Raw genomic sequence first — 19,717 nt, forward strand, 5'->3', positions numbered from 1 at the left:
GCTATGCCCAGCAGAAAGCCCCGGCTCCTGCAGGTTGGCCCCGCATTGCCGGTCTATGACCTATGCTCACCTGAGCCGCCGAACCTCGGGCGGAGAAAGCCGCCGCGGCAATACCGCCCGGACCCAAGGCATTCGGAGAAGTTGAGTCCATGAGCGAACCGAAGCACGCTCTCGCCGGGCGCGTCGCTATCATCACCGGGGCCGGCCGCGGCCTCGGCCGTGCCATGGCGCTAGGCTTGGCAGCCGCGGGCGCCAGCGTAGTCGCTACCTCGGCGCGGAGCCTCGCGGAGGTCGAGGCCGTGGCGGCCGAAGCCTCGGACAACGCGATCGTCCCTGTCCGGGCCGACGTGACGCGGGAGGAGGATTGCGCCGCGGCCGTCGAAGTCACGGTCGCGCGCTTCGGGCGGCTCGACGTCCTGGTCAACAACGCAGGCCGCGGCATGCGCCTCGTCAGTGACGACTTCCTCACGACGCCCACGCGGTTTTGGGAGGTCGGACCTGCGGTCTGGCGCGACATCGTTGACACCAACGTCAACGGCCCGTTCCTGATGGCTCGCGCCGCCGTGCCGGCCCTCATCGCCTCGGGCCGCGGCCGCATCGTCAACATATCCATGAACCACGAAACCATGCGGCGCGCCGGCTTCTCGCCCTATGGCCCGAGCAAGGCCGCACTCGAGTCCGAGACGGTCATCTGGGCGCAGGACCTCGCCGCGACCGGCGTGACCGTCAACGCGCTCCTGCCCGGGGGCGCCACCGAGACGGGGCTGATCCCGTCCTCCGTCGGTCCGGAGGCGCGCGCCGGGATGCTTCGCCCCACGATCGTCGTCCCTCCGCTGTTGTGGCTCGCCTCTGACGCGTCGCACGCGTTCACCGGCCGACGAATCGACGCCAAGCGTTGGCGGTCCGACCTGCCGCCGGCCGACGCCGCGCGGAAAGCGTCCGAGTTGGCCGGTTGGGTCGGCGGTTCGGTCTGAGCGAGCCCTGGCTTCCGGCGTCAGCCGCGAACGGTTCCGAACGGCTTTCGAAAGCGCGGTTCGAGACGGTCGGCCCGCCGAACGGGGAAGCTCAAAGCCAAACGAGGCGGGGATGGCGCGCTTTCGGGCAAGGTACGGCGCATTTGTGATCTAAACACGAGCAGGCATCGATTTTCGGCGCCCCGCTGACTATTCTCAGTCCGCTAAGGATGGAACGTCTGGGAGCGGAGGGGAGGATGTCGGACGCGATCGAGATCGCCCACGGGCCGTTCGGCCGTGTCGCCCTGCTCGACATGGATCGCGGGCTGGTGCGCCATGCTCATCCGCACTGCCATGTCCTCCTCAAGGTCGAGGGCGACGACACGCAGTTTCTCGTCGGTGAGCGCATCGTGTCGCTGACGGACGCGCAGGCCGTGCTCGTCAATGCCTGGGAGACCCACGCCTACGTCCACGATGCGGGGCGCGACAAGGCCGTCATCCTGGCTCTCTACATCGAGCCGGCGTGGCTCGGCGAGTTCCGCAGCAATTGGGCCGCCAGCGCGGCGCCGGGCTTCTTCGCCGAGCCCATCGGCAGCGTGACGCAAGCGATCCGGTGCTTCGCCCACGACCTCGCCGCAGAGATGATCACCGCCCCGGGCTCCTCGCGCATCCAGGACGACCTGCTGTCAGGGCTGATGGTAGCGGTCTTGGAGCGCTTCACGGCATGGCGGGACGTCGGCACGTCGCTGCGCGACCTCGCGCGCCGCAGCGGTCCAGACCATCGCATCCGGCGCGCCATGAGGCGGATGAGGGAGGAGCCCGGCCTGCTCGACGGAGTCGAGGCGCTGGCCCGGGACGCCGGACTGTCGCGGGCCCACTTCTACCGCCTCTTCGAGCAGTCAACGGGGGCCCCGCCGCACGTGTTCCTCAACGGGATCCGCGTCGAGCGCGCCGTCGCGGCCATCGTCGAGGGGAGCAGCAGCTTGGCGCAGATCGGCGCCGACCTCGGCTTCGCTGCGCCTGGCCACTTCTCGCGCTTCTTCCGGGATCATTCCGGCGTGTCGCCGAGCGCCTTCCGCGCCCTCGCGCGCCGGACTGCGGGGTCTGCCGCGCCCTGAGAAGCCGCGCCTCAAATATGAGACGTTTCGGTCAGCCGTGAGACGCCGCGGCATCGTCCGGCTTCACCAGATCCGGCAATCTCGAACGCGAACGGCCCCCCGGGCGGCCGCGCGGCTTCCGCCGTGCTCGCTCGGATCGCGAAGATGGACGGGTCCGAGGGACCCGTCGGGATGCGCCGTCCGGGAGCGAGATCTTGGGCATCCAGGGCGAACGTCTCATCAGGCCATCCGTCGAGCGAGTCGAAGACGCGGCCCTCCTGTCCGGGGGGGGGCGTTACATCGACGACCTCGGCATCCGGCCCGGCACCCTGCATGCCGCGATCGTCCGGTCGCCGCACGCCCACGCCGACCTCCTCTCGGTCGATAAAGCGGCCGCGCTGGCCCTGCCCGGCGTCGCCGCGGTCATCACCGGCGCCGACCTCGCCGACATCACGGCGGGCCTGGTCCCGGCCCTGCGCGTGTCGGTCGATGCGCGCGCCATCGCGGTCGACCGCGTCCGCTATGTCGGCGAGCCCGTCGCCATCGTGGTGGCGGCGGATCGCTACCGCGCGGAGGACGGCGCCGACCTCGTGAACGTGCGCTACCGGAGCCGGCCGGCCGTGGTCGACCCCGAGGCCGCCCTCGGGGAAAGCGCGCCGGTCCTCCACGAGGACGCCGGCTCCAACCTGATGAGCGACCGCCGCTTCCGCTACGGCGATCCCGACGCCGCCTTCGCGGCCGCGGCCCACAGACTCGCCGTGACGGTCCGTTATCCCCGCAACACCGGTTCGCCGATGGAATGCTACGGGATCGTGGCCGAATACGACCCCCACGAGGACGCCTACGACGTCCTCGCCAACTTCCAGGGGCCGTTCAGCATCCACGCCGTCATGGCCCGTGCCCTCAAGGTGCCGGGCAATCGGCTGCGGCTGCGCACCCCGCCCGACAGCGGCGGCAGCTTCGGCGTCAAGCAGGGCGTGGCTCCCTACGCGGTGCTGATCGCCGCAGCGGCCCGGATCGTCGGCCGCCCGGTAAAGTGGGTCGAGGACCGGTTGGAGCACCTCGCTGGGTCCGTTTCGGCCACCAACCGCGTCACTACCCTCTCTGCCGCCTTCGACGGCGAGGGCCGCGTGACGGCGCTCGACTGGGACCAGCTCGAAGACTGCGGCGCCTACCTCCGCGCGCCCGAGCCGGCCACGCTCTACCGCATGCACGGCAACATGACCGGCGCCTACGCGATCCCGCACGTGCGCATCCGCAACCGCGTCGTGCTCACCAACAAGCTCCCCACGGGGCTCGTGCGCGGCTTCGGCGGACCCCAGGTCTACTATCCGCTGGAGCGGCTGATGCAGCGCATCGCCCGCCATCTCGGGCTGGACCCGCTCGAGGTCATCCGCCGCAACCTGATCCCCGCGGAAGCCTTCCCCTACCGGACCGCCACCGGCGCGCTCTACGATTCGGGCGACTACCAGCAGGCGCTCGACGACGCGGCGCGCTACGGCGGCCTCGCCGACCTCCTCGATCGGCGCGACGCGGCCCGCGCGGCCGGGCGGCTCTACGGCATCGGGTTCACGGCGGCGGTCGAGCCCAGCGTTTCCAACATGGGGTACATCACGGCGGTGCTGACGCCTGCCGAGCGCGCCAAGGCGGGCCCGAAGAACGGCGCCCAGTCGACCGCGACCGTCACGCTCGATCCCGTCGGCACCGTCACGGTGCAGGTCGCCTCCGTGCCACAGGGGCAGGGGCACCGCACCGTCCTGGCCGGGATCGTGGCCGACGTGCTCGGCATCCCTTCAGCCCAGGTGCGGGTCACGACCGACCTCGACACCGCCAAGGACGCCTGGTCGATCGCGTCGGGCAATTATTCGAGCCGCTTCGCCGCGGCCGTGGCCGGCGTGGCCCACCTCGCGGCGACTCGCCTGCGCGACAAGCTCGCCCGTATCGCGGCGGCGCAGCTCAACATCAGGGCCGAGGACCTCGTCTTCGCGGGTGGACGTGTGTCGTCGCGAAGCAATCCCGACGCATCCCTGCCCTTCGCCCGCGTCGCCGCCACGAGCCACTGGTCGCCCGGCCTCGTGCCCGACGACGTGGGGGCCGCGATCCGCGAGACGGCCTTCTGGACACCGCCTGAACTCACCGCGCCCGACGCAGAGGACCACGTCGCCTCCTCGCTGTGCCACGGCTTCATCTTCGACTTCTGCGGCGTCGAGGTGGACCGCGCGACGGGCAAGCTCCGCATCGACCGCTACGTGACGATGCACGACTGCGGCGTGATCCTGCATCCCGGCATGGTGGAGGGCCAGGTGCGCGGCGGCTTCGTCCAGGCGCTCGGGGCTGCTGTCTACGAGGAACTCGTCTACGGCGAGGACGGTGCTTTCCTGTCCGGCACCCTCGCCGACTATCTGCTGCCCACGGCCACCGAGGTGCCGGAGCTTCGCATCCTCCACCTCGAGAGCCCCTCGCCCTTTACGCCGCTCGGCGCCAAGGGCGTCGGCGAGGGGAACTGCATGTCGACGCCGGTCTGCCTCGCCAACGCGGTGGCGGACGCGCTCGACCTCGACGCCGTCGACCTGCCGCTGACCCCGGCGAAGCTGCGCGCCCTCGTGGCGGGAGCCGACGAGCCGCCTCCGCCCGCCGGTGGCCGCCCGGCCAAGGCTGCCGCGAAGGCCGGCGACCGCACCCTGCGGGGCGAGGGTGCCACGGTCGTGGCGGCGACGCCCGAGGCGGTCTGGGCCCTGCTGCTCGATGCCGACGTGCTGGCCTCGGTGATCCCCGGCGCCCACGGGGTAAGGAAGCTGTCCGACACCCATTTTACCGCGGACGTTACGCTCGGGGTCGGGCCCGTGAAAGGGCGTTATGCGGCTGACATCACGCTGTCGGACCTCAATCCTCCGTGGGGCGCCACCCTCACCGGCACCGTGTCGGGCGGGCTCGGGGACGGCGGCGGCACGGGGCGCATCACCCTGGAGCCGGACGGCGCCGGTGGCACCCGCATCGCCTACACCTACGAGGCCGCGGTCGGCGGCAAGGTGGCGGCGGTCGGCGGCCGCCTGCTCGACGGCGCCGCCCGCGTGGTGATCGGGGGCTTCTTCGCAGCCCTCGCCCGGCGGGCGGGCGGCGCGGACCGTACCGGCCCACTGCGGCGCCTGCTGGCGCCCCTCCTGGCCTTGATGGGGATGAGATCGTGAAGCCCCCCGCCTTCGACTACATCCGTGCCGCCCACCTCGACGAGGCGCTCGCGGCGCTGCACGCTTCGGGGGGCGACGCCCGCATCCTGGCGGGCGGCCAATCGCTGATGCCCATGCTCAACATGCGGCTGACGCGGCCGGCCGTGCTGGTCGACATCATGCGGCTCGACGCCCTGGCGCATCCGAAGATCGAGAAGGGCGCGCTCGTGGTGCCGGCCGGCGTGCGTCAGGCGGCCCTGCTCGACCGGGCCACGCTGGTCGACGAGGCGCCGCTCCTCGCCCAGGCCCTGCCTTGGGTCGGCCATGCCCAGACGCGCGCGCGGGGAACGCCCTGCGGTTCGGTCGCCCACGCCGACCCGAGCGCGGAAACGCCGCTCTGCCTGCTGGCGCTGGAAGGCGAGGTGCGGTTGCGGTCGAAGAAGCGCGCCCGCGCCGTCAAGGCGGCCGACTTCTTCACCGGCATGATGGTCACGGCCAAGGCCGAGGACGAGATGGTGGAAGCGATCGCGCTGCCTCTGCGCAGGCCCGGCACCGGCTACAGCTTCGCCGAGGTGGCGCGGCGCCACGGCGACTACGCCATCGTGGCCTGCGCGGCGGTCGTGGACGGCCGGGGGATCAGGCTCGCGGTCGGCGGCGTCGCTGACCGGCCCACCGCCCGCGACCTGCCGCTGCTCGACGGCTCCGCCCTCGACGACGCCCTGAACGCCCTGGCCTGGGACCTCGGCGCGGGGGAGGACATCCACGCCACGGCGCGCTACCGGCGCGACCTCGTCCGCCATCTCGGCCGACAGGTGATCGAGGAGGCCATGCGATGCCGAGGCTGAGCGCCGCGACGCGCCACAGCGTTGCCTTCACGCTGAACGGCGTGCCGAGAACTGTCGAGGTTGAATCGCGCACGCTGCTCACCGACGCCCTGCGCCACGGGCTCGGGATGACCGGCACGCATGTCGGCTGCGGACACGGCGTCTGCGGCGCCTGCACGGTCGCGATCGATGGGGCCATGGCGCGCGCCTGCCTCACCCTGGCGGTGGCGGCCGATGGCTGCGACCTCCGCACCGTCGAGGGCCTGGCGCCCGCGCCGGGCCGGCTCGGCGTCCTGCAGGCCGCCTTCAAGCGGCACCACGCCCTCCAATGCGGCTTCTGCACGGCCGGCATCCTGATGTCGCTCGACACCTACCTGCGCCGGCACCCAGCCCCGTCGCGGGAAGACCTCACCCTCGTGATCGGCGGTCATCTCTGCCGCTGCACCGGCTACGCCCCCATCGTGGCCGCCGCCCTCGACGCCGCCGCCGAACTGCGCGGCACGAGCGAACATCCGGAGGACACGGTCCATGCTTGACCTCGGCACGAGCTTCCTGGCGAGCGTGTCGCGCGACCCCGAGGCGCTCGCGATCGTCGACGGCGGGGTCCGACTGACCTACGCCGGCTGGTACCGGGCGATCTCGTCCGTGGTGGAGGGGCTCGACGCGCTCGGCCTGCGGCCGGGCGACCGCCTCGTCACCGTCCTGCAGAACCGCTGGGAAGCCGCGACTCTGCACTGGGCCTGCCAATTCGCCGGCGTGGTCATCGTGCCCTTGAACTGGCGCGCCACGGTCGACGAACTCGACTATGCCCTCGCGGACTCCGACGCCCGCGCGCTCGTCTACGAGCCAGTCGCGGCCGCCGCCGTCGCGGCAAGCCCCGCGGCGGCGGTCCTGCCCCGGCTCGCCGTGGGCGCCGCGGCGGGGCCGGGTGAGACCGCCTTCGCCGACATCGTCGCCCGCGGCGCGGCCCCGGCGCGCGCCGCCGCCTCGGCCGAAGCCCTGTCGCTGATGCTCTACACCTCGGGCACGACCGCGCGCCCCAAGGGGGTGCCGCGGCGACACAGGGCCGAGCGCGCCGCCGCCCTGGCCCACATCGCGCAGAACCTCTACGGGCGGGGCGAGCGGACGCTCGGCGTCATGCCGCTCTACCACACGATGGGAGTGCGCTCGCTGCTCGCCATGTCGCTGATCGGGGGCACCTTCGTGTGTCTGCCGCGCTTCAGCGTTGCCGAAGCCCTGCGCCTCGTCGCGGCCGAGCGGGTGACCAACCTTTACCTGGTACCGACCCTATACCACGACCTCGTGCACCACGCCGATTTCGGCGCGACGGACGTGTCCAGCGTCCGCAAGCTCGGCTTCGCCGGCGCCTCGATGACGGATGGGTTGCTGGCCCGGCTCACGGAAGCGTTCCGGCCGGACCTGTTCGTCAACCATTATGGCTCGTCCGAGGTGTACACCTTCACGATCGACCAGGACGCGCCCCGGAAGCCCGGCTCGGCCGGCCGCGCCGGGCTCAACACCATGGTGCGCGTGGTGCCCTTCGGCGCGCGGGATCCCGCCGCGACGGCGGAGCCCGGCGAGGAGGGCGAGATCGCCGTCATCGCGGGCGGCGACGAGGCCTTCGAAGGCTACTGGCGCCGGCCCGAGGCGGACGCCAAGGCCTTCCGGGACGGATGGTACTTCACCGGCGACACCGGCTACGCAGATGCCGACGGGGACCTGTTCGTCACCGGCCGGATCGACGACATGATCATCACGGGGGGCGAGAACGTGTCGCCCGTCGAGATCGAGAGCTGCCTGTCGCTGCACCCGGCCGTGTCCGAAGTGGCCGTGGTCGGGCTGCCCGACGAGCGCTGGGGCAAGGTCGTCGCGGCCTTCATCAAGCGCCGCGGGCCGGTCGAGTCCGCCGACCTCGACGCCTACTGCCGGGCTGCCGGCCTGCCGAGCCACAAGCTGCCCCGCAGCACAGTCTTCGTGGCCGAGATCCCGAAATCGCCGGTCGGCAAGCTGCTGCGCCGTCGGCTCGTGTCGGGCGACTATGAGCCCGAGGCCGCGTCGGCCTTCCCTTCCCACACCTCCGTCGAGGCCCTGACATGACCGACTCCCGCTTGATCGATCTCGACGGCTTCCGCGTCGCCATTGACCCCGCCCGCGAGCGCGCCGACATCGTGCTCGACCGCCCGCCGATGAACGTCATCTCGATGCTGCAGCGCGACGAACTGCGCCGGGCCTTCGAGGCGCTCGACGAGGACGCGCGCGTGCGGATCGTCGTGCTGCGCGCCGAGGGCGAGCACTTCTCCTCCGGCGGCTACATCAAAGGATTTCTCGACGCCTCGCCCGAGCACGTATCGCACCTCGCCTGGAACATCGCCGCGCCGGCGCGCTGTTCCAAGCCCGTCATCGCGGCCAACCGCGGCTACACCTTCGGCGTGGGCTTCGAGATCTCGCTCGCCTGCGACTTCCGCGTCGTTTCGGAAACTTGCCGCTACGCCCTGCCGGAGCAGAAGCTCGGCCAGATCCCGGGCTCGGGCGGCTCGGCCCGGCTCCAGGCGATCGTCGGCATCGCCCGCACGAAGGACATCGTCATGCGGTCGCGGCGCATCCCGGGCCGCCAGGCGCTCGACTGGGGCATCGCCACGGATTGCGTGGCGGACGCCGATCTCGAGAAGGCCGTGGACGCGCTCGTGGACGAGCTCCGGGCCTTCTCGCCGCTGGCCCAGCGCACCGCCAAGAAGCTGCTGAACGACAGCGAGAACGCCACCGTGGCGACGGCCATCGAGCTCGAAGGCCACTCCTACAGCCGCTTGCGGCAGTCGGACGACTTCCGCGAGGGCGTCACGGCCTTCCACGAGAAGCGGGCCCCCGCCTTCCGTGGGACCTGAACGGGTCCCAGCGCGCCCTGCCCCGCCGGCCGCGCCGCCGGCGGTCCACCGCAGCACAACGACGGCCCAAGGCCGCGAACCCCGGCCGCACCGCGCCCGGGCAGCGACGGCGCATGTCCGCGGGACGGCGCCGCACCACGAGGAGGAACGCCATGACCGCCACCATCGCCCTGGACAACGATCTGCTCGTCAAACCGACGAGCCGACAAGTCGCCGTCGCCTGCGCGGCCTCGCTCTTCGGATGGGGGCTCGACCTTTTCGACCTCTTCATCCTGCTCTACGTGGCGCCGGTCGTGGGCGGCCTGTTCTTTCCGGCCGACGAGTCGATGCTGTCGCTCGCCGGCGCCTACGCGTCCTTCGGCGTTACACTGCTGATCCGCCCCTACGGCTCCGCGCTTTTCGGCTCCTACGCCGACCGGTTCGGCCGCCGCCGCGCCCTCATGGTGGCGGTGATCGGCGTCGGCGTGTCGACGGCGGCCTTCGGCCTGCTGCCCTCGGTCGCGCAGATCGGCTGGGTCGCCACCGCGATCTTCCTCGTCTTCCGCCTCGTGCAGGGCGTCTTCGTGGGCGGTGTCGTGGCGGCCTCGCACACGATCGGCACGGAAACCCTGCCGGAGCGCTGGCGCGGCCTGATGTCGGGCGCGGTCGGCGGGGGCGGGTCCGCCATCGGCGGCCTGTTGGCCTCGCTGGTCTTTCTCGTCGTGTCGCTGATCGCGCCCGGGCCGGCCTTCGCCGCCTGGGGCTGGCGGCTGATGTTCTTCTCGGGCCTTCTCACGTCGCTGGTCGGGGTCGTGCTGTTCCGCAACCTCGAAGAGTCGCCGATCTTCGCCCGCCTGCAGCGGCAGAAGGCGCTGCGGGGCTCCGCCGGAGCCGTCGCCTCGCCCGTCCGGCTGCTGCTGTCGCCCGTCCACCGGCGCAACTTCATCGTGGCCGTCCTGCTGTCGTTCGGCGGCGGCGCCGCATACTATCTCACCTCCGGCTACCTCCCGAGCTTCCTTAAGCTCGTCAACGGCGTGCCCAACGCCACCGCTTCGCTGATGCTGGTGGGCGCCAATGTGGCCGCTGGCCTCGGCGCCTGCGCGGCCGGCGAGCTCAGCCAGCATATCGGCCGGCGGCCTGTGTTCCTCGCCATGGGGGTCGTCCGGCTGATCGCCTTCCCGGCCCTGTTTCTCGCCATGGGGTCGATCACGGACGTCACTCTCCTGACCGTCTGCGCCCTGGCGCTGTCCTTCATCGCCAATGCCAGCTACGGGCCGCTGCTGATCACTCTGAACGAGAGCTTCCCCACGGCGTTGCGCGCCACCGGCACGGGCCTGTCGTGGAACCTCGGCTTCGCGCTCGGCGGTATCCTGCCTACCTTCGTGTCGCTGGCCGCGGGGGAGTCGAGCCATATTCCGGCCGTGCTGGCCGCCTTCACGGTGGGCGTGACGATCGTCTACCTCGCCGGCGCCCTGGCGACGCCCGAAACCCGCGGCAACCTCGACCGGATGTGAGCGACGTGGAGGATCGCGGCGTGGATGACGATCCGCTGTGGCGCTTCGCGCTCGGCTTCTACGCCCGGCCCGGCGCGGCCCCGGCCTGCCTCGCCTTGCAGGACGAGGCCGGCTGTGACGTCACGCTGGTGCTCTGGCTCCTCTGGTGCGCCGAAGACGGCCGCCTGCTCGACGCGGGCGCGATCGCGGCCGCCGACGCGCGGCTGGCGCGTTGGCGCGCCGCGGTGATCGAGCCGCTGCGCGCCGCGCGGCGGGCCATGAAGGAGGCGCTGCTGCCCGGCGTCGAAACAGAGGCCTGTCGCGGGCGCGTGAAGGCGGTGGAGCTCGAAGCCGAACGGCTGGCGCTGGCGGCGCTGTCCGCCATGACACCGGAGATGTGCAGCGTCGAAGCCGATGCGGCGGTCCGCAACCTCGCGCTCTACGCGGCCCATCTGGGACGCGAGTTGCCGGAAGCGGCCGTGCAGGCGCTCATCGGAGTTTAGACCGGCGAAACGGATGGGTGGTGCGGACGGGCGCCGCGGATGACCTCGTCTATGTCGAGGGCTGCTCCTGCCCCTTCCACCGCCTGACCCCGCCCGACTCGATCCCGAACAGGTCGAGCACCCGCCCCACCGTGTGGTCGACCATCTCGGCGAGGCTGCCAGGCCGGGCGTAGAAGGCCGGCACCGGCGGTGCGATGACGGCACCGAGGTCCGACAGCGCCGCCATGCTGCGCAGGTGCCCCGCGTGCAGCGGCGTTTCGCGCACCATCAGCACCAGCCGCCGCCGCTCCTTCAGCACCACATCGGCGGCCCGCGTGAGCAGGCCCGAGGTGACCCCGCTGGCGATCTCCGCCATGGAGCGAATCGAGCACGGGGCCACCACCATGCCGCGGGTGCGGAATGAGCCCGACGAGATCGCGGCGCCGATGTCGGCCTGCGCGTAGCAGCGCGTCGCCAGCGCCCGCACGGCCGCCACCTTGAGGTCGGTCTCGTGGGCCAGCGTCACCTCGGCGGACCGCGACATGACGAGGTGGCTCGGGATTCCGAGGTCCCGCAGGATCTCCAGAATGCGCACGCCGTAGATCACCCCGGAGGCGCCCGAGATGCCGACGACGAGCGGCAGCTCGACGCTCGTGAGACTTCCACCCATGGGCCGGCCCCCGCGTCACGCCGTCGGTCCGGTCGCCGCCCGGTGTAGCGGCACGATCCGGACCGACGTGCGTCGCCGAGGGTTACGGAGGGAGCCGAGGCGTGTCGAATAAGGATGGTTGATGGCCGCCATCAGCGATGCGCCACGCGCGCGCCGGTCACGGGCCTACCGTGATCCGGTCGCCGAGGCCCAGCGTGGCGGCGGCGAACTCCTCGGTCAGGGTGGCGACGAACGCGGTCGCGGCGGTGCTGAGAGGCCTGTCGCGGCGATGTACGATGGCGAGTTGGCGGACGAGGCGGGGCTCGCCGATGCGATAGGCCCTGAGGGAGCCTTCCGCGAGCTGCCGGGACACCGCGATAGCCGGCAGGATCGTGAACAGGGCGGAGCGCCCCACGACCTCGGCGATCGCCGGCACGAGGTCGAGTTCGAGCTTCGGCGAGAGCGTCACGCCTTCCGCCCTGAGCCGCAGGTCCAGCGCCGAGCGGAGCCCGTTGCGCGCCGAGGGCAGGAGCAGGTCGAGGCGCGCGAGGTCGCGCGGGCGCAGGGGCAGCGGCACTGGCAGGGCGGCGTCCCGCCCGCCCACAAGGACCATCTCCTCGCCGAACAGGGGCTCGACCACGAGCCCGAGCGGCCGTTCCGGCCGGTTGATCACCGCGAGGTCGATCGAGCCGTCGCCGACCGCCGCGATGAAGCTCGACGTCGTGCCGTCGGCCAGCGACAGCTCGACGTCCGGGTGAGCCTCGGCGAAGCGCAGCAGCACGCCCGGCACCACGCTCATCGTCAGCGACGACAAGACGCCGGCGGTGACGCGGCCCGACACGGCGGTCGATAGGCGCGCCATGGCGGCATGTGCCGCCGCGACGTCGTCGAGGATGGGGCGGACGAGGCGGTGCAGCGCGCGGCCGGCGACCGTGGGCACGACGGCCCTGGGCTGCCGGTCGAACAGGATCTGGCCGAGTTCGCGCTCCAGCTTGGCGATCTGCATGCTCAGTGCGGGCTGAACCACGTGGACTCGTTCCGCCGCCCGCGTGACGCTGCCTTCCTCGTAGAGCGCGACGAAATACGAGATCTGACGAAGGTCCATGTCCCGTCCCCGTGATGGCGCGGATCATTATTCCTGATTTTTCAGCGGCCCAAGCGCGGCTTACCGCTGATCCCTGGACGACAAGCGAGATCGTCGCCCGGAGAACACCCATGAGCCTACCCGCCCCTGTCCGATCGCTCCGCGCGTGGCTCCAGCGTCTGTCGGCCGACGGGCGGCTCGCCGTGGCCCGCCCGGGCATCGGCCTGAAGCACGAGGCCGCCGCCGTCGCCAACCGCCTCGACGGCGCGCGCGCCACGCTGTTCCCCCGGCCCGGCGGCCGCGAGGGCACGATCGTGTCGGGACTCGTGTCGAGCCGAGCCTGGATGGCCGAAGCGCTCGGCACGACCGAGGACGCCCTCGTCGCCCATTTCACCCGGGCCGCCGCCGACCCGATGCCGTGGCGCGAGCTGTCGGGCGGCCCCGCCCAGGAGGTCGTCCACCGGGATGGCATCGACCTTCTGAGGCTCCTGCCGGTGCCGACCCTGAACGAGCACGACAGCGGCCCCTACATCTCGGCCGGCCTGATGATCTCGCGCGACCCCGAGACGGGGGTGCAGAACGTGGCCATCCTGCGCTGTCAGATCAGCGGGCCGGACCGCATCGGCGTGCTCGTCCTGCCCCGCCACACCGACAGCTTCTACCGCAAGGCGGAGGCGGCCGGCCGCGGGCTCGAGGTGGCGCTGGTGGTGGGCGTCGATCCCGCCTGCCTCCTGGCGTCGCAGGCCATCGTGCCGCTCGGCCACGATGAGCTCGAGATCGCGGGCGCGCTGACCGGCGCGCCGCTCGACGTCGTCAGGTGCCTCACAAACGGCGTCCGCGTGCCGGCCGAGGCCGAGATCGTCATCGAGGGGCGCCTCCTGCCCGAGGTGCGCGAGCCCGAGGGGCCCTTCGGCGAGTTTCCCCAATATTACGGCGAGCGCGCCAAGCGGCACGTCATGCAGGTCGACGCCGTGACGCATCGCGAGAGCCCGATCTTCCACATGATCGTGGGCGGCGGCCTTGAACACCTGCTGCTGGGCGCCATCCCGCGTGAGGCGACCATCCTGGCCGCGCTGCGGCGCAGCTTTCCGGGGGTCGAGGACGTCCACCTGTCGCTCGGCGGGGTCGGCCGCTACCACCTCTACGTCAAGCTGCGGAAGACGCAGGACGGCGAGGGGAAGAACGTCCTGCTCGGCGCCTTCGCGGCCCATTACGACATCAAGCATGCCGTGGTGGTCGACACCGACGTCGACATCCACGATCCGCGAGAGGTGGAGTGGGCGGTGTCAACCCGGTTCCAGGCCGACCGCGACCTCCTCGTCGTCGCGGAAGCGCAGGGCTCGAAGCTCGACCCGTCGGGCCGCGACGGCGTCGGCGCCAAGATGGGCCTCGACGCCACCGTGCCGGTCGGCGCGCCGCCCATGAAGTTCAGGCGCATCGCGGTGCCGGGCCAGGCGGAGGTGGACCTCGGCGCCGCCATCGACCCCGCCGCCGACTGGCGCGCCGCCGCGGGGTTGACCCATGGCTGAGCTGCCTTCCGAGGTCGACGTGCTCGTGGTCGGCGGCGGCTCGGCCGGATGCGTGATGGCGAACCGCCTGTCGGCCGACCCGGGCCGCCGCGTCCTGCTCGCGGAAGCCGGCGTCGACACGCCGCCCGGGCGGGTGCCGCCGGAAATCCTCGACAGCTATCCCATGCCGCTGTTCCACGGCGACCGCTACGTCTGGCCCGGCCTCGACGCCGTCGCCACGACGGACGCGGCCGGCCGTCAAAGGCGGCGCGCCTACGAGCAGGGCCGGGTCATGGGTGGCTCGTCGAGCATCAACGTCCAGTCCGCCAACCGGGGCCTGCCGCGCGACTACGACGCCTGGGCGGCGCTCGGCGCCACCGGCTGGGGCTGGGACGATGTGCTGCCCTTCTTCCGCAAGCTGGAAACGGACCTCGACTTCGGCGGCCCGCTGCACGGCCGGGACGGGCCGCTGCCGATCAGGCGCATCCTCGAGGCCGATTGGCCGCCCTTCGCCCAGGCCGCCGCCCGGGCGTTCGACGCGAGCGGCCTGCCGCGCCGCGCCGACCAGAACGGGGACTTCGCCGACGGCCTATTCCCCACCGCCTTCTCCAACCGGGACGACGCCCGGGTGTCGGCCGCCGCCGCCTACCTCGACCCGGCGACACGCGCGCGCCCGAACCTCGTGATCTCGGCCGAGACGGAAGTCCGGGCGCTGTCGACGGAGGGATGCCGCGTGACGGGCGCGGTCCTGCGTCGTCCGGACGGCTCCGGCCGGGCCGTCAGGGCGCGGCACGTCGTGCTCTGCGCCGGCGCGCTCCATTCGCCGACCCTGCTGCTGCGGGCCGGCATCGGCCCCGCCGCACACCTCCGGGACTGCGGGATCGCTGTGGTGGCTGACCGGCCCGGCGTCGGCGCCAACCTGCGCGACCACCCGGCGCTGACCATCGCCCAATACCTGCCGCGCGCCCTGCGGCTCCCCAGCGCCTACCGGAGGGCGAGCTTCCTCGCGCTGCGCTATTCGTCGGGGCGGCCCGGCGGCAGCCCCTCGGACATGTACCTCACCGCCGCGGCGCGGGGTGGCTGGCACGCGCTCGGCCGGAGCCTGGGCCTGTACTTCCTGTGGGTGAACCAGCCCCATTCGGTCGGCCGACTCCGTCTCCGTCCGTCGGACCCCGCGGGGTCGCTGGACATCGACCTCGGCCTCCTGTCGGACCCGCGCGACCTCGACCGCCTCGCCTCGGGTGTCCGCATGCTGGTCGGCCTCGCCGTGTCGCCGCACCTCAATCCGAACCCCCGTGATCTTTTCCCAGCGAGCTTCTCTCCCGCGATCAAGCGCCTCAGCGCCGTGACGCCGCGCAACGCGCGTTTGACGGCGGTGCTGGCGCGCCTGCTCGACGGTCCCCCGCCGCTCCGGCGGCTGATGCTGCGCACCCTCACGGGGGGAGCCGAGCTGGCGTCGCTGTGCCGCGCGGGTGACGACCTCGACGACTACGTCCGCGGGAACGTCTTCGGCGTCTGGCACGCCAGCGGAACCTGCCGGATGGGACAGGCCCGGGATGCCGGAGCCGTCGTCGACCCCGGGGGGCGGGTCATCGGCGTGGACGGCCTCACGGTGGCGGACGCTTCGATCATGCCGCGTCTCCCTAGCGCCAACACCAACATCCCCGTCATCATGGGGGCCGAGAAGATCGCCGCCGGGTTCGGACCGGGGTGAAGCGTGCCCCCTGCACGGGACGAGGTTCCACCCGTGCGGCCGACGATGTTCGCTCGGGTCCGCGAGGGATGGAGACCGGCGATGTTCGCTCGGGGCACCGATGCCCGGGGTTCGAATCGGTACGCTGCGCACGGTGCGTGGGGCAGCGTTCCTCGAATGGCTGTTCGGGAGCGCGGCCCGCAGATGTCCCGCGTCCCGATCGGGTCGACAGGAAGGCTCGGTTCGCGGCAGGACCGCGCTATGCCCGGTTCGGCTGCTTCGGGCAGCCGGGCCGTCGTCGCCCGAGGCGTCGGGCTGCGCTGTGGTCACGCGGCCGTCACGCGCAAGCGATGCCAGGCGGCGGACAGGTAGCCCTTGAAGTTCCAGGTATCGTCGGGCAGCGCCGGCTGCGTTTGGCCCGCCGCGTCCCAGGCGCGGGCGCAAATCTCGTGCTCTCCAGGCGGCAGGTCCAGCGTGCCGTGCCAGAAGGTCCAGCCCCAGCGCGAGGCGCCGTGGTCCTCGAGGGTCGCCTGCGTCCAGGTCCGGCCGCCGTCGGCCGAGACGTCGACGCGCACCACCGCGCGGTCCGACGCGACGGCGTAGCCTTCGACGTCGACGCCGCCCGCCTTCAGCCCGGCTCCGGGGGCGGGCGCCGTCACCGCGCAGTTGAGCGGCATGGCCTCGATGGTTATCCCGCGCGACAGGTCTTCGGTGTCGGGCCGCATGTCGGGCGGGAACAGCTTGTAGTCGGCAGCTTGCTGATGGGCGCCAGACGGGCGGTCCTGCACCGTGATCGCGCTGAGCCACTTCGGGCTGCGAACCCCTGCCCAACCCGGCGCGACAATCCGCAGTGGGAAACCGTGCTCGGAGGCGAGCGGCTCGCCGTTCATCGCGTAGGCCACCAGCGTGTCGGGGTGAAGCGCCTTCGACATCGGCAGCGACACGCCGTACGGCGCACCGCCGTCGCTCGGCTGGCAGGTGTCGGCGCACATGAAAGCGACGTGCAGCCCTTCGCCCGCCTCGGCGCCGGCCGCCTCCAACACAGCGCCGAGCGGCGCGCCGGTCCAGTCCGCGCAGCCAATGGCGCCCGCGGCCCAAGGGTCGCCCTTGACGGGCCGCACGGCGCGTAGGTCGGCGCGGCGAATGCCGGCACACTGCATCACGGCCCGCACCGTGCGGGACTGCATGGCCTGCACATCGGCGACCGATAGCGACAACTCCCGCGCCACCCGGCCGTCGACGCCGACGCGGTGGGCCGCGCCGTCGAGCTTCGGGACGTCGCCGTGAGAGCGGACGTAGAGCAGGTCCTGCGGCGTGAGATAGCTGGCGCGGAGCTTCGGCAGCGGCGGCTCGGCGTTGAGCGGATGGGCGCCGTGCACGATCAGCTCGGGATGCTTGCGGAACGGATTGAGCACGGGATCCTCCTCGGGCTGCGGGCGGAATGGTTCGGGGCGGTCCCCGGTTGCGGCCGACCCGGCGGGGCACTCAGGCGAGGCCGAGGACGCGGATCGGGCCGAGGCTCAGCGCGCCAAGGGCCGCGAGAGACAGCGTTGCCGCACCTGCGACGCACAGCCCCGCTCCGGTCACCACCAGGACGTCGAGGCCGAGGCCGAACGCCGCCATGGACAGGATGGGGAGTGCGTTGTCGGCCGCGGCAACGAGGGTGGCGATAGGCACGGAGCCGGCTGAGCGCAGGGTTTCGAAGGCAAGGAAGGGCGATACATCGCTGGTTCGACATGGGCTGTCGCACCAGGACTCGCGAACGACCGCTTCAGAGGAGCGCTACACCGATACCCAACGCCCGGCATGGGTCGACACCAGCTGTACGACGACCGTCCTGAAGGTCCGCAAGGTGGCGACCCCTGAAGGTCGGGACCTGGCGCGATGCTGACCTCACAGAAGGCCGGGTCGCCAAGTGCATGGACAACTCCTGTCAAGCAGCCTTGATCAGTTCCGGCCGATGTAGGTGCGATAGCTCAAGGCCGTCCACGCGCACCTTCTGGAGCGCCTCGTGCAAGACTGCGACGGGAAACAGAGTGCCGTCGACCACGCCGTAGCCGGCCGTTACGTCCTTGTTGGCGTGTCCGACAAGCGCCTTGATGATGTCCCGGTCCACGCCCGCTGCGCGCAGCCGCGCCACGAACAGGTGTCGAAAGCTGTGGAACGTCTTCCGGGGCGACTTGGTCACGTGCTCGTCCGTGTGCCGCGCCCAGAACGTGCTCCAAGCCTTCGTAATTCGGCCGCGGTAGGCCTTCAGCTCGGGAAACAGGCGCTTGAAGCCGTCGCGCCTGCGCCGCGCCACGAAGTCCAGAAAGCCGCACCGCACCAGTTCGGCGTGGACCGGCACGTAACGCCGTGCAGCCGCCGTCTTCACTGCCTTCTCCGGTTCCTTCTCGCCCCACCAAGCCTTTCGGTCCGCCGCGTCGTCCTCGTCTGGGAGGTCGGTGATATGGATGCACCACAAGCTGTCGACCTGCTTGACGTCACCGACCAGCAGTTGCCCGAGTTCCTCCAGCCGCGCTCCGGTGAACAGCGCCAGGAGCGGCAGCCAGTGCGCCGCAGACCCGCAGCCGCTGATCGGGATGTCGATCGGGGCCACGTAGACCGACGTCGAGAAGATGCGCCGGAGGTCCTCCAGGCTGTACGGCTCGCGCTTGATCACGTCCGCCTCGGTGATCTTCAGGCCCATCTTGCTGCAGGGGTTGACGGCGATGTGGCCGAGCTTCTCGGCCATCGTCAGCGCGGCCGAGATCGACCCCAAGCCCTTGGCGTTGACCGTGCGTCGGGCGAGCCTGGGCTGCTTCAAGTTGGCCGGCTTCTCGCCCCACGCGATCCGCTCCGCGAGCGACGCCCGGCGGATGGCATGGGGCACGTTGCGGGGGCAGCGTTCCAGCAGGTCCATGAAATCCTTTAAGACCGGTTTGGTGATCTGGTCGACCGGCAGGTCGCCGAACTTGCCGATGAAGTACCCCGTGTAGAGAGCGTTGTCGTCCTGCTGCTTGCCGAGCGGCCTCTCCTCCTTGATCCAGCGTTCGCGCATCGCGGACAGGAGCGGCATCGGGGCAGCAGCCGTCTCGGGCCTCGGAACGGGCGCCATCACAGGCGGACGCTCCGGCGTGTCGATGGCGGCGCCGGCGTCCCTCGCCTTCACGGCCTCGACCCCGTTGACGGTGGTCCTGAGCAGCGCCAGCGCCAGGGCGCGGCGGTCGGTGTGGCCCTGCGGCAGATCGAGGCCGTTCTCCGCCAGGCGGAGATCTAGTTCGCTGGAGATGGTCGACGTGGGGCAGGCGGCGGTGAGGGCCGCGTTCTGCTCAGGCGTGAGCCGCACGACGCGCCCTGCCGCCAAGTCGCTGATGGCGGCGATGAGATGCGGGTCGGTGACCTCGCCCTCCTTGATCTCCCCATCGAGCGTGCCGGACCGGCGGGAGACGAGGGCTGCCTTGGCATCGCGCAACCTGAGATCGTCGGCGAAGCGGCGGGCGTCATCGACCGGGTCGAGAGAGGCGGTGCGGCTAGCGTTCATCATCAGTCGCACGACGACGCCCGTCAGGGGCGAGGTGAAGGTCGGGTCGATCCAGCACTGATCGTGTTCCGCCAGGAGATCGTGCCTGGCCTGCGCCGCGATCGTGCCGACCGCGCCGACGGGCAACCGCTGCACCGTGTTGCGCTCACGGCCTCGCTGTTCCTTCTCCGCGGCCAGCACCTGTCCCATCTGGACCAGCGCCTCGACCTGTTCGTGAACGCGGTTCCAGCGCACCCGAGCCGTGGCCTCGTCGCCCGTCGCGAGCGACACCTTCACGGTCGGCCGGCCCTCGAGCTTGTGGATGCCCTCCTTCCAGGGCAGCACCACCTCGCCCGTGATGAAGGCGGCGACGGCAGCCGGCACGTCGCGGTGATAGCAGAACT

16 protein-coding genes are annotated in these 19,717 nt (G+C 71.7%); 11 read left to right on the top strand and 5 right to left on the bottom strand.

Translation table 11 applies throughout. The features are described 5' to 3' along the window. The first annotated feature begins 149 nt into the window (after positions 1-149). The 9 genes from L7N97_RS24345 to L7N97_RS24385 all read left to right on the top strand — a co-directional run bounded on the left by L7N97_RS24345 (position 150) and on the right by L7N97_RS24385 (position 10,898). Positions 150-974 (top strand): SDR family NAD(P)-dependent oxidoreductase, encoded by an 825-nt coding sequence (locus tag L7N97_RS24345; RefSeq protein WP_237480808.1) that lies wholly within the window; start codon positions 150-152, stop codon positions 972-974. Positions 975-1,210: 236 nt separating this feature from the next. After that, complete coding sequence (locus tag L7N97_RS24350; RefSeq protein ID WP_237480809.1) at positions 1,211-2,071, top strand: helix-turn-helix transcriptional regulator; 861 nt, start codon at positions 1,211-1,213, stop codon at positions 2,069-2,071. A 194-nt stretch (positions 2,072-2,265) separates the two neighbouring features. Continuing rightward, complete coding sequence (locus L7N97_RS24355) at positions 2,266-5,238, top strand: xanthine dehydrogenase family protein molybdopterin-binding subunit (protein WP_237480810.1); 2,973 nt, start codon at positions 2,266-2,268, stop codon at positions 5,236-5,238. Continuing rightward, a complete protein-coding gene (locus L7N97_RS24360; protein ID WP_237480811.1) occupies positions 5,235-6,062 on the top strand; it encodes an FAD binding domain-containing protein in 828 nt (275 codons plus the stop codon). Before L7N97_RS24355 ends, L7N97_RS24360 begins: the two co-directional genes overlap by 4 nt. Next, on the top strand, positions 6,050-6,577 hold the full coding sequence (locus L7N97_RS24365) for a (2Fe-2S)-binding protein (protein WP_237480812.1): 528 nt from the start codon (positions 6,050-6,052) through the stop codon (positions 6,575-6,577). The genes L7N97_RS24360 and L7N97_RS24365 overlap by 13 nt, the downstream gene beginning before the upstream one ends. Next, positions 6,570-8,138, top strand: a complete 1,569-nt coding sequence (locus L7N97_RS24370; RefSeq protein ID WP_237480813.1) for an AMP-binding protein — start codon at positions 6,570-6,572, stop codon at positions 8,136-8,138. The genes L7N97_RS24365 and L7N97_RS24370 overlap by 8 nt, the downstream gene beginning before the upstream one ends. After that, the gene (locus L7N97_RS24375; protein ID WP_237480814.1) at positions 8,135-8,923 is read left to right on the top strand and encodes an enoyl-CoA hydratase/isomerase family protein; all 789 of its coding nucleotides are present in this window, start codon (positions 8,135-8,137) and stop codon (positions 8,921-8,923) included. Before L7N97_RS24370 ends, L7N97_RS24375 begins: the two co-directional genes overlap by 4 nt. 152 nt (positions 8,924-9,075) lie before the next feature. Further along, positions 9,076-10,416 (top strand): MFS transporter, encoded by a 1,341-nt coding sequence (locus L7N97_RS24380; protein ID WP_237480815.1) that lies wholly within the window; start codon positions 9,076-9,078, stop codon positions 10,414-10,416. Continuing rightward, a complete protein-coding gene (locus tag L7N97_RS24385; RefSeq protein ID WP_237480817.1) occupies positions 10,413-10,898 on the top strand; it encodes a TIGR02444 family protein in 486 nt (161 codons plus the stop codon). Before L7N97_RS24380 ends, L7N97_RS24385 begins: the two co-directional genes overlap by 4 nt. Positions 10,899-10,947: 49 nt before the next feature. Here L7N97_RS24385 and L7N97_RS24390 read toward each other — a convergent pair whose 3' ends face one another. Beyond that, a complete protein-coding gene (locus tag L7N97_RS24390; RefSeq protein ID WP_237480818.1) occupies positions 10,948-11,547 on the bottom strand; it encodes a UbiX family flavin prenyltransferase in 600 nt (199 codons plus the stop codon). 157 nt (positions 11,548-11,704) lie between these two features. Beyond that, complete coding sequence (locus L7N97_RS24395) at positions 11,705-12,631, bottom strand: LysR family transcriptional regulator (RefSeq protein ID WP_237480820.1); 927 nt, start codon at positions 12,629-12,631, stop codon at positions 11,705-11,707. A 110-nt stretch (positions 12,632-12,741) separates the two neighbouring features. On the opposite strand from L7N97_RS24395, the gene L7N97_RS24400 reads away from it, so the two are divergent. Both L7N97_RS24400 and L7N97_RS24405 read left to right on the top strand, forming a co-directional pair. Further along, positions 12,742-14,139, top strand: a complete 1,398-nt coding sequence (locus tag L7N97_RS24400; protein ID WP_237480823.1) for a UbiD family decarboxylase — start codon at positions 12,742-12,744, stop codon at positions 14,137-14,139. Continuing rightward, positions 14,132-15,832: a GMC family oxidoreductase gene (locus L7N97_RS24405; protein WP_237480824.1), complete on the top strand. Its 1,701-nt coding sequence runs from the start codon at positions 14,132-14,134 to the stop codon at positions 15,830-15,832. The genes L7N97_RS24400 and L7N97_RS24405 overlap by 8 nt, the downstream gene beginning before the upstream one ends. A gap of 305 nt (positions 15,833-16,137) precedes the next feature. Here the strand turns inward: L7N97_RS24405 and L7N97_RS24410 are convergent, their stop codons facing one another. The 3 genes from L7N97_RS24410 to L7N97_RS30385 all read right to left on the bottom strand — a co-directional run bounded on the left by L7N97_RS24410 (position 16,138) and on the right by L7N97_RS30385 (position 19,610). Continuing rightward, positions 16,138-17,226: a sulfite oxidase gene (locus tag L7N97_RS24410; RefSeq protein ID WP_237480826.1), complete on the bottom strand. Its 1,089-nt coding sequence runs from the start codon at positions 17,224-17,226 to the stop codon at positions 16,138-16,140. A gap of 70 nt (positions 17,227-17,296) precedes the next feature. Continuing rightward, on the bottom strand, positions 17,297-17,488 hold the full coding sequence (locus L7N97_RS24415; protein ID WP_237480828.1) for a hypothetical protein: 192 nt from the start codon (positions 17,486-17,488) through the stop codon (positions 17,297-17,299). A gap of 256 nt (positions 17,489-17,744) precedes the next feature. After that, positions 17,745-19,610, bottom strand: a complete 1,866-nt coding sequence (locus tag L7N97_RS30385) for a site-specific integrase (protein ID WP_237480830.1) — start codon at positions 19,608-19,610, stop codon at positions 17,745-17,747. Positions 19,611-19,717 lie beyond the last annotated feature (107 nt).

This window comes from Lichenibacterium dinghuense, from assembly GCF_021730615.1.
In the GTDB taxonomy this organism is placed as follows: Bacteria; Pseudomonadota; Alphaproteobacteria; order Rhizobiales; family Beijerinckiaceae; genus Lichenihabitans; species Lichenihabitans dinghuensis.

Excerpts from the sequence above, each read along its gene's own strand:
- L7N97_RS24345 (WP_237480808.1), top strand. The coding sequence starts at position 150 with ATGAGCGAACCGAAGCACGCTCTCGCCGGGCGCGTCGCTATCATCACC.
- L7N97_RS24350 (WP_237480809.1), top strand. The coding sequence starts at position 1,211 with ATGTCGGACGCGATCGAGATCGCCCACGGGCCGTTCGGCCGTGTCGCC.
- L7N97_RS24365 (WP_237480812.1), top strand. The coding sequence starts at position 6,050 with ATGCCGAGGCTGAGCGCCGCGACGCGCCACAGCGTTGCCTTCACGCTG.
- L7N97_RS24370 (WP_237480813.1), top strand. The coding sequence starts at position 6,570 with ATGCTTGACCTCGGCACGAGCTTCCTGGCGAGCGTGTCGCGCGACCCC.
- L7N97_RS24375 (WP_237480814.1), top strand. The coding sequence starts at position 8,135 with ATGACCGACTCCCGCTTGATCGATCTCGACGGCTTCCGCGTCGCCATT.
- L7N97_RS24380 (WP_237480815.1), top strand. The coding sequence starts at position 9,076 with ATGACCGCCACCATCGCCCTGGACAACGATCTGCTCGTCAAACCGACG.
- L7N97_RS24390 (WP_237480818.1), bottom strand. The coding sequence starts at position 11,547 with ATGGGTGGAAGTCTCACGAGCGTCGAGCTGCCGCTCGTCGTCGGCATC.
- L7N97_RS24395 (WP_237480820.1), bottom strand. The coding sequence starts at position 12,631 with ATGGACCTTCGTCAGATCTCGTATTTCGTCGCGCTCTACGAGGAAGGC.
- L7N97_RS24400 (WP_237480823.1), top strand. The coding sequence starts at position 12,742 with ATGAGCCTACCCGCCCCTGTCCGATCGCTCCGCGCGTGGCTCCAGCGT.
- L7N97_RS24405 (WP_237480824.1), top strand. The coding sequence starts at position 14,132 with ATGGCTGAGCTGCCTTCCGAGGTCGACGTGCTCGTGGTCGGCGGCGGC.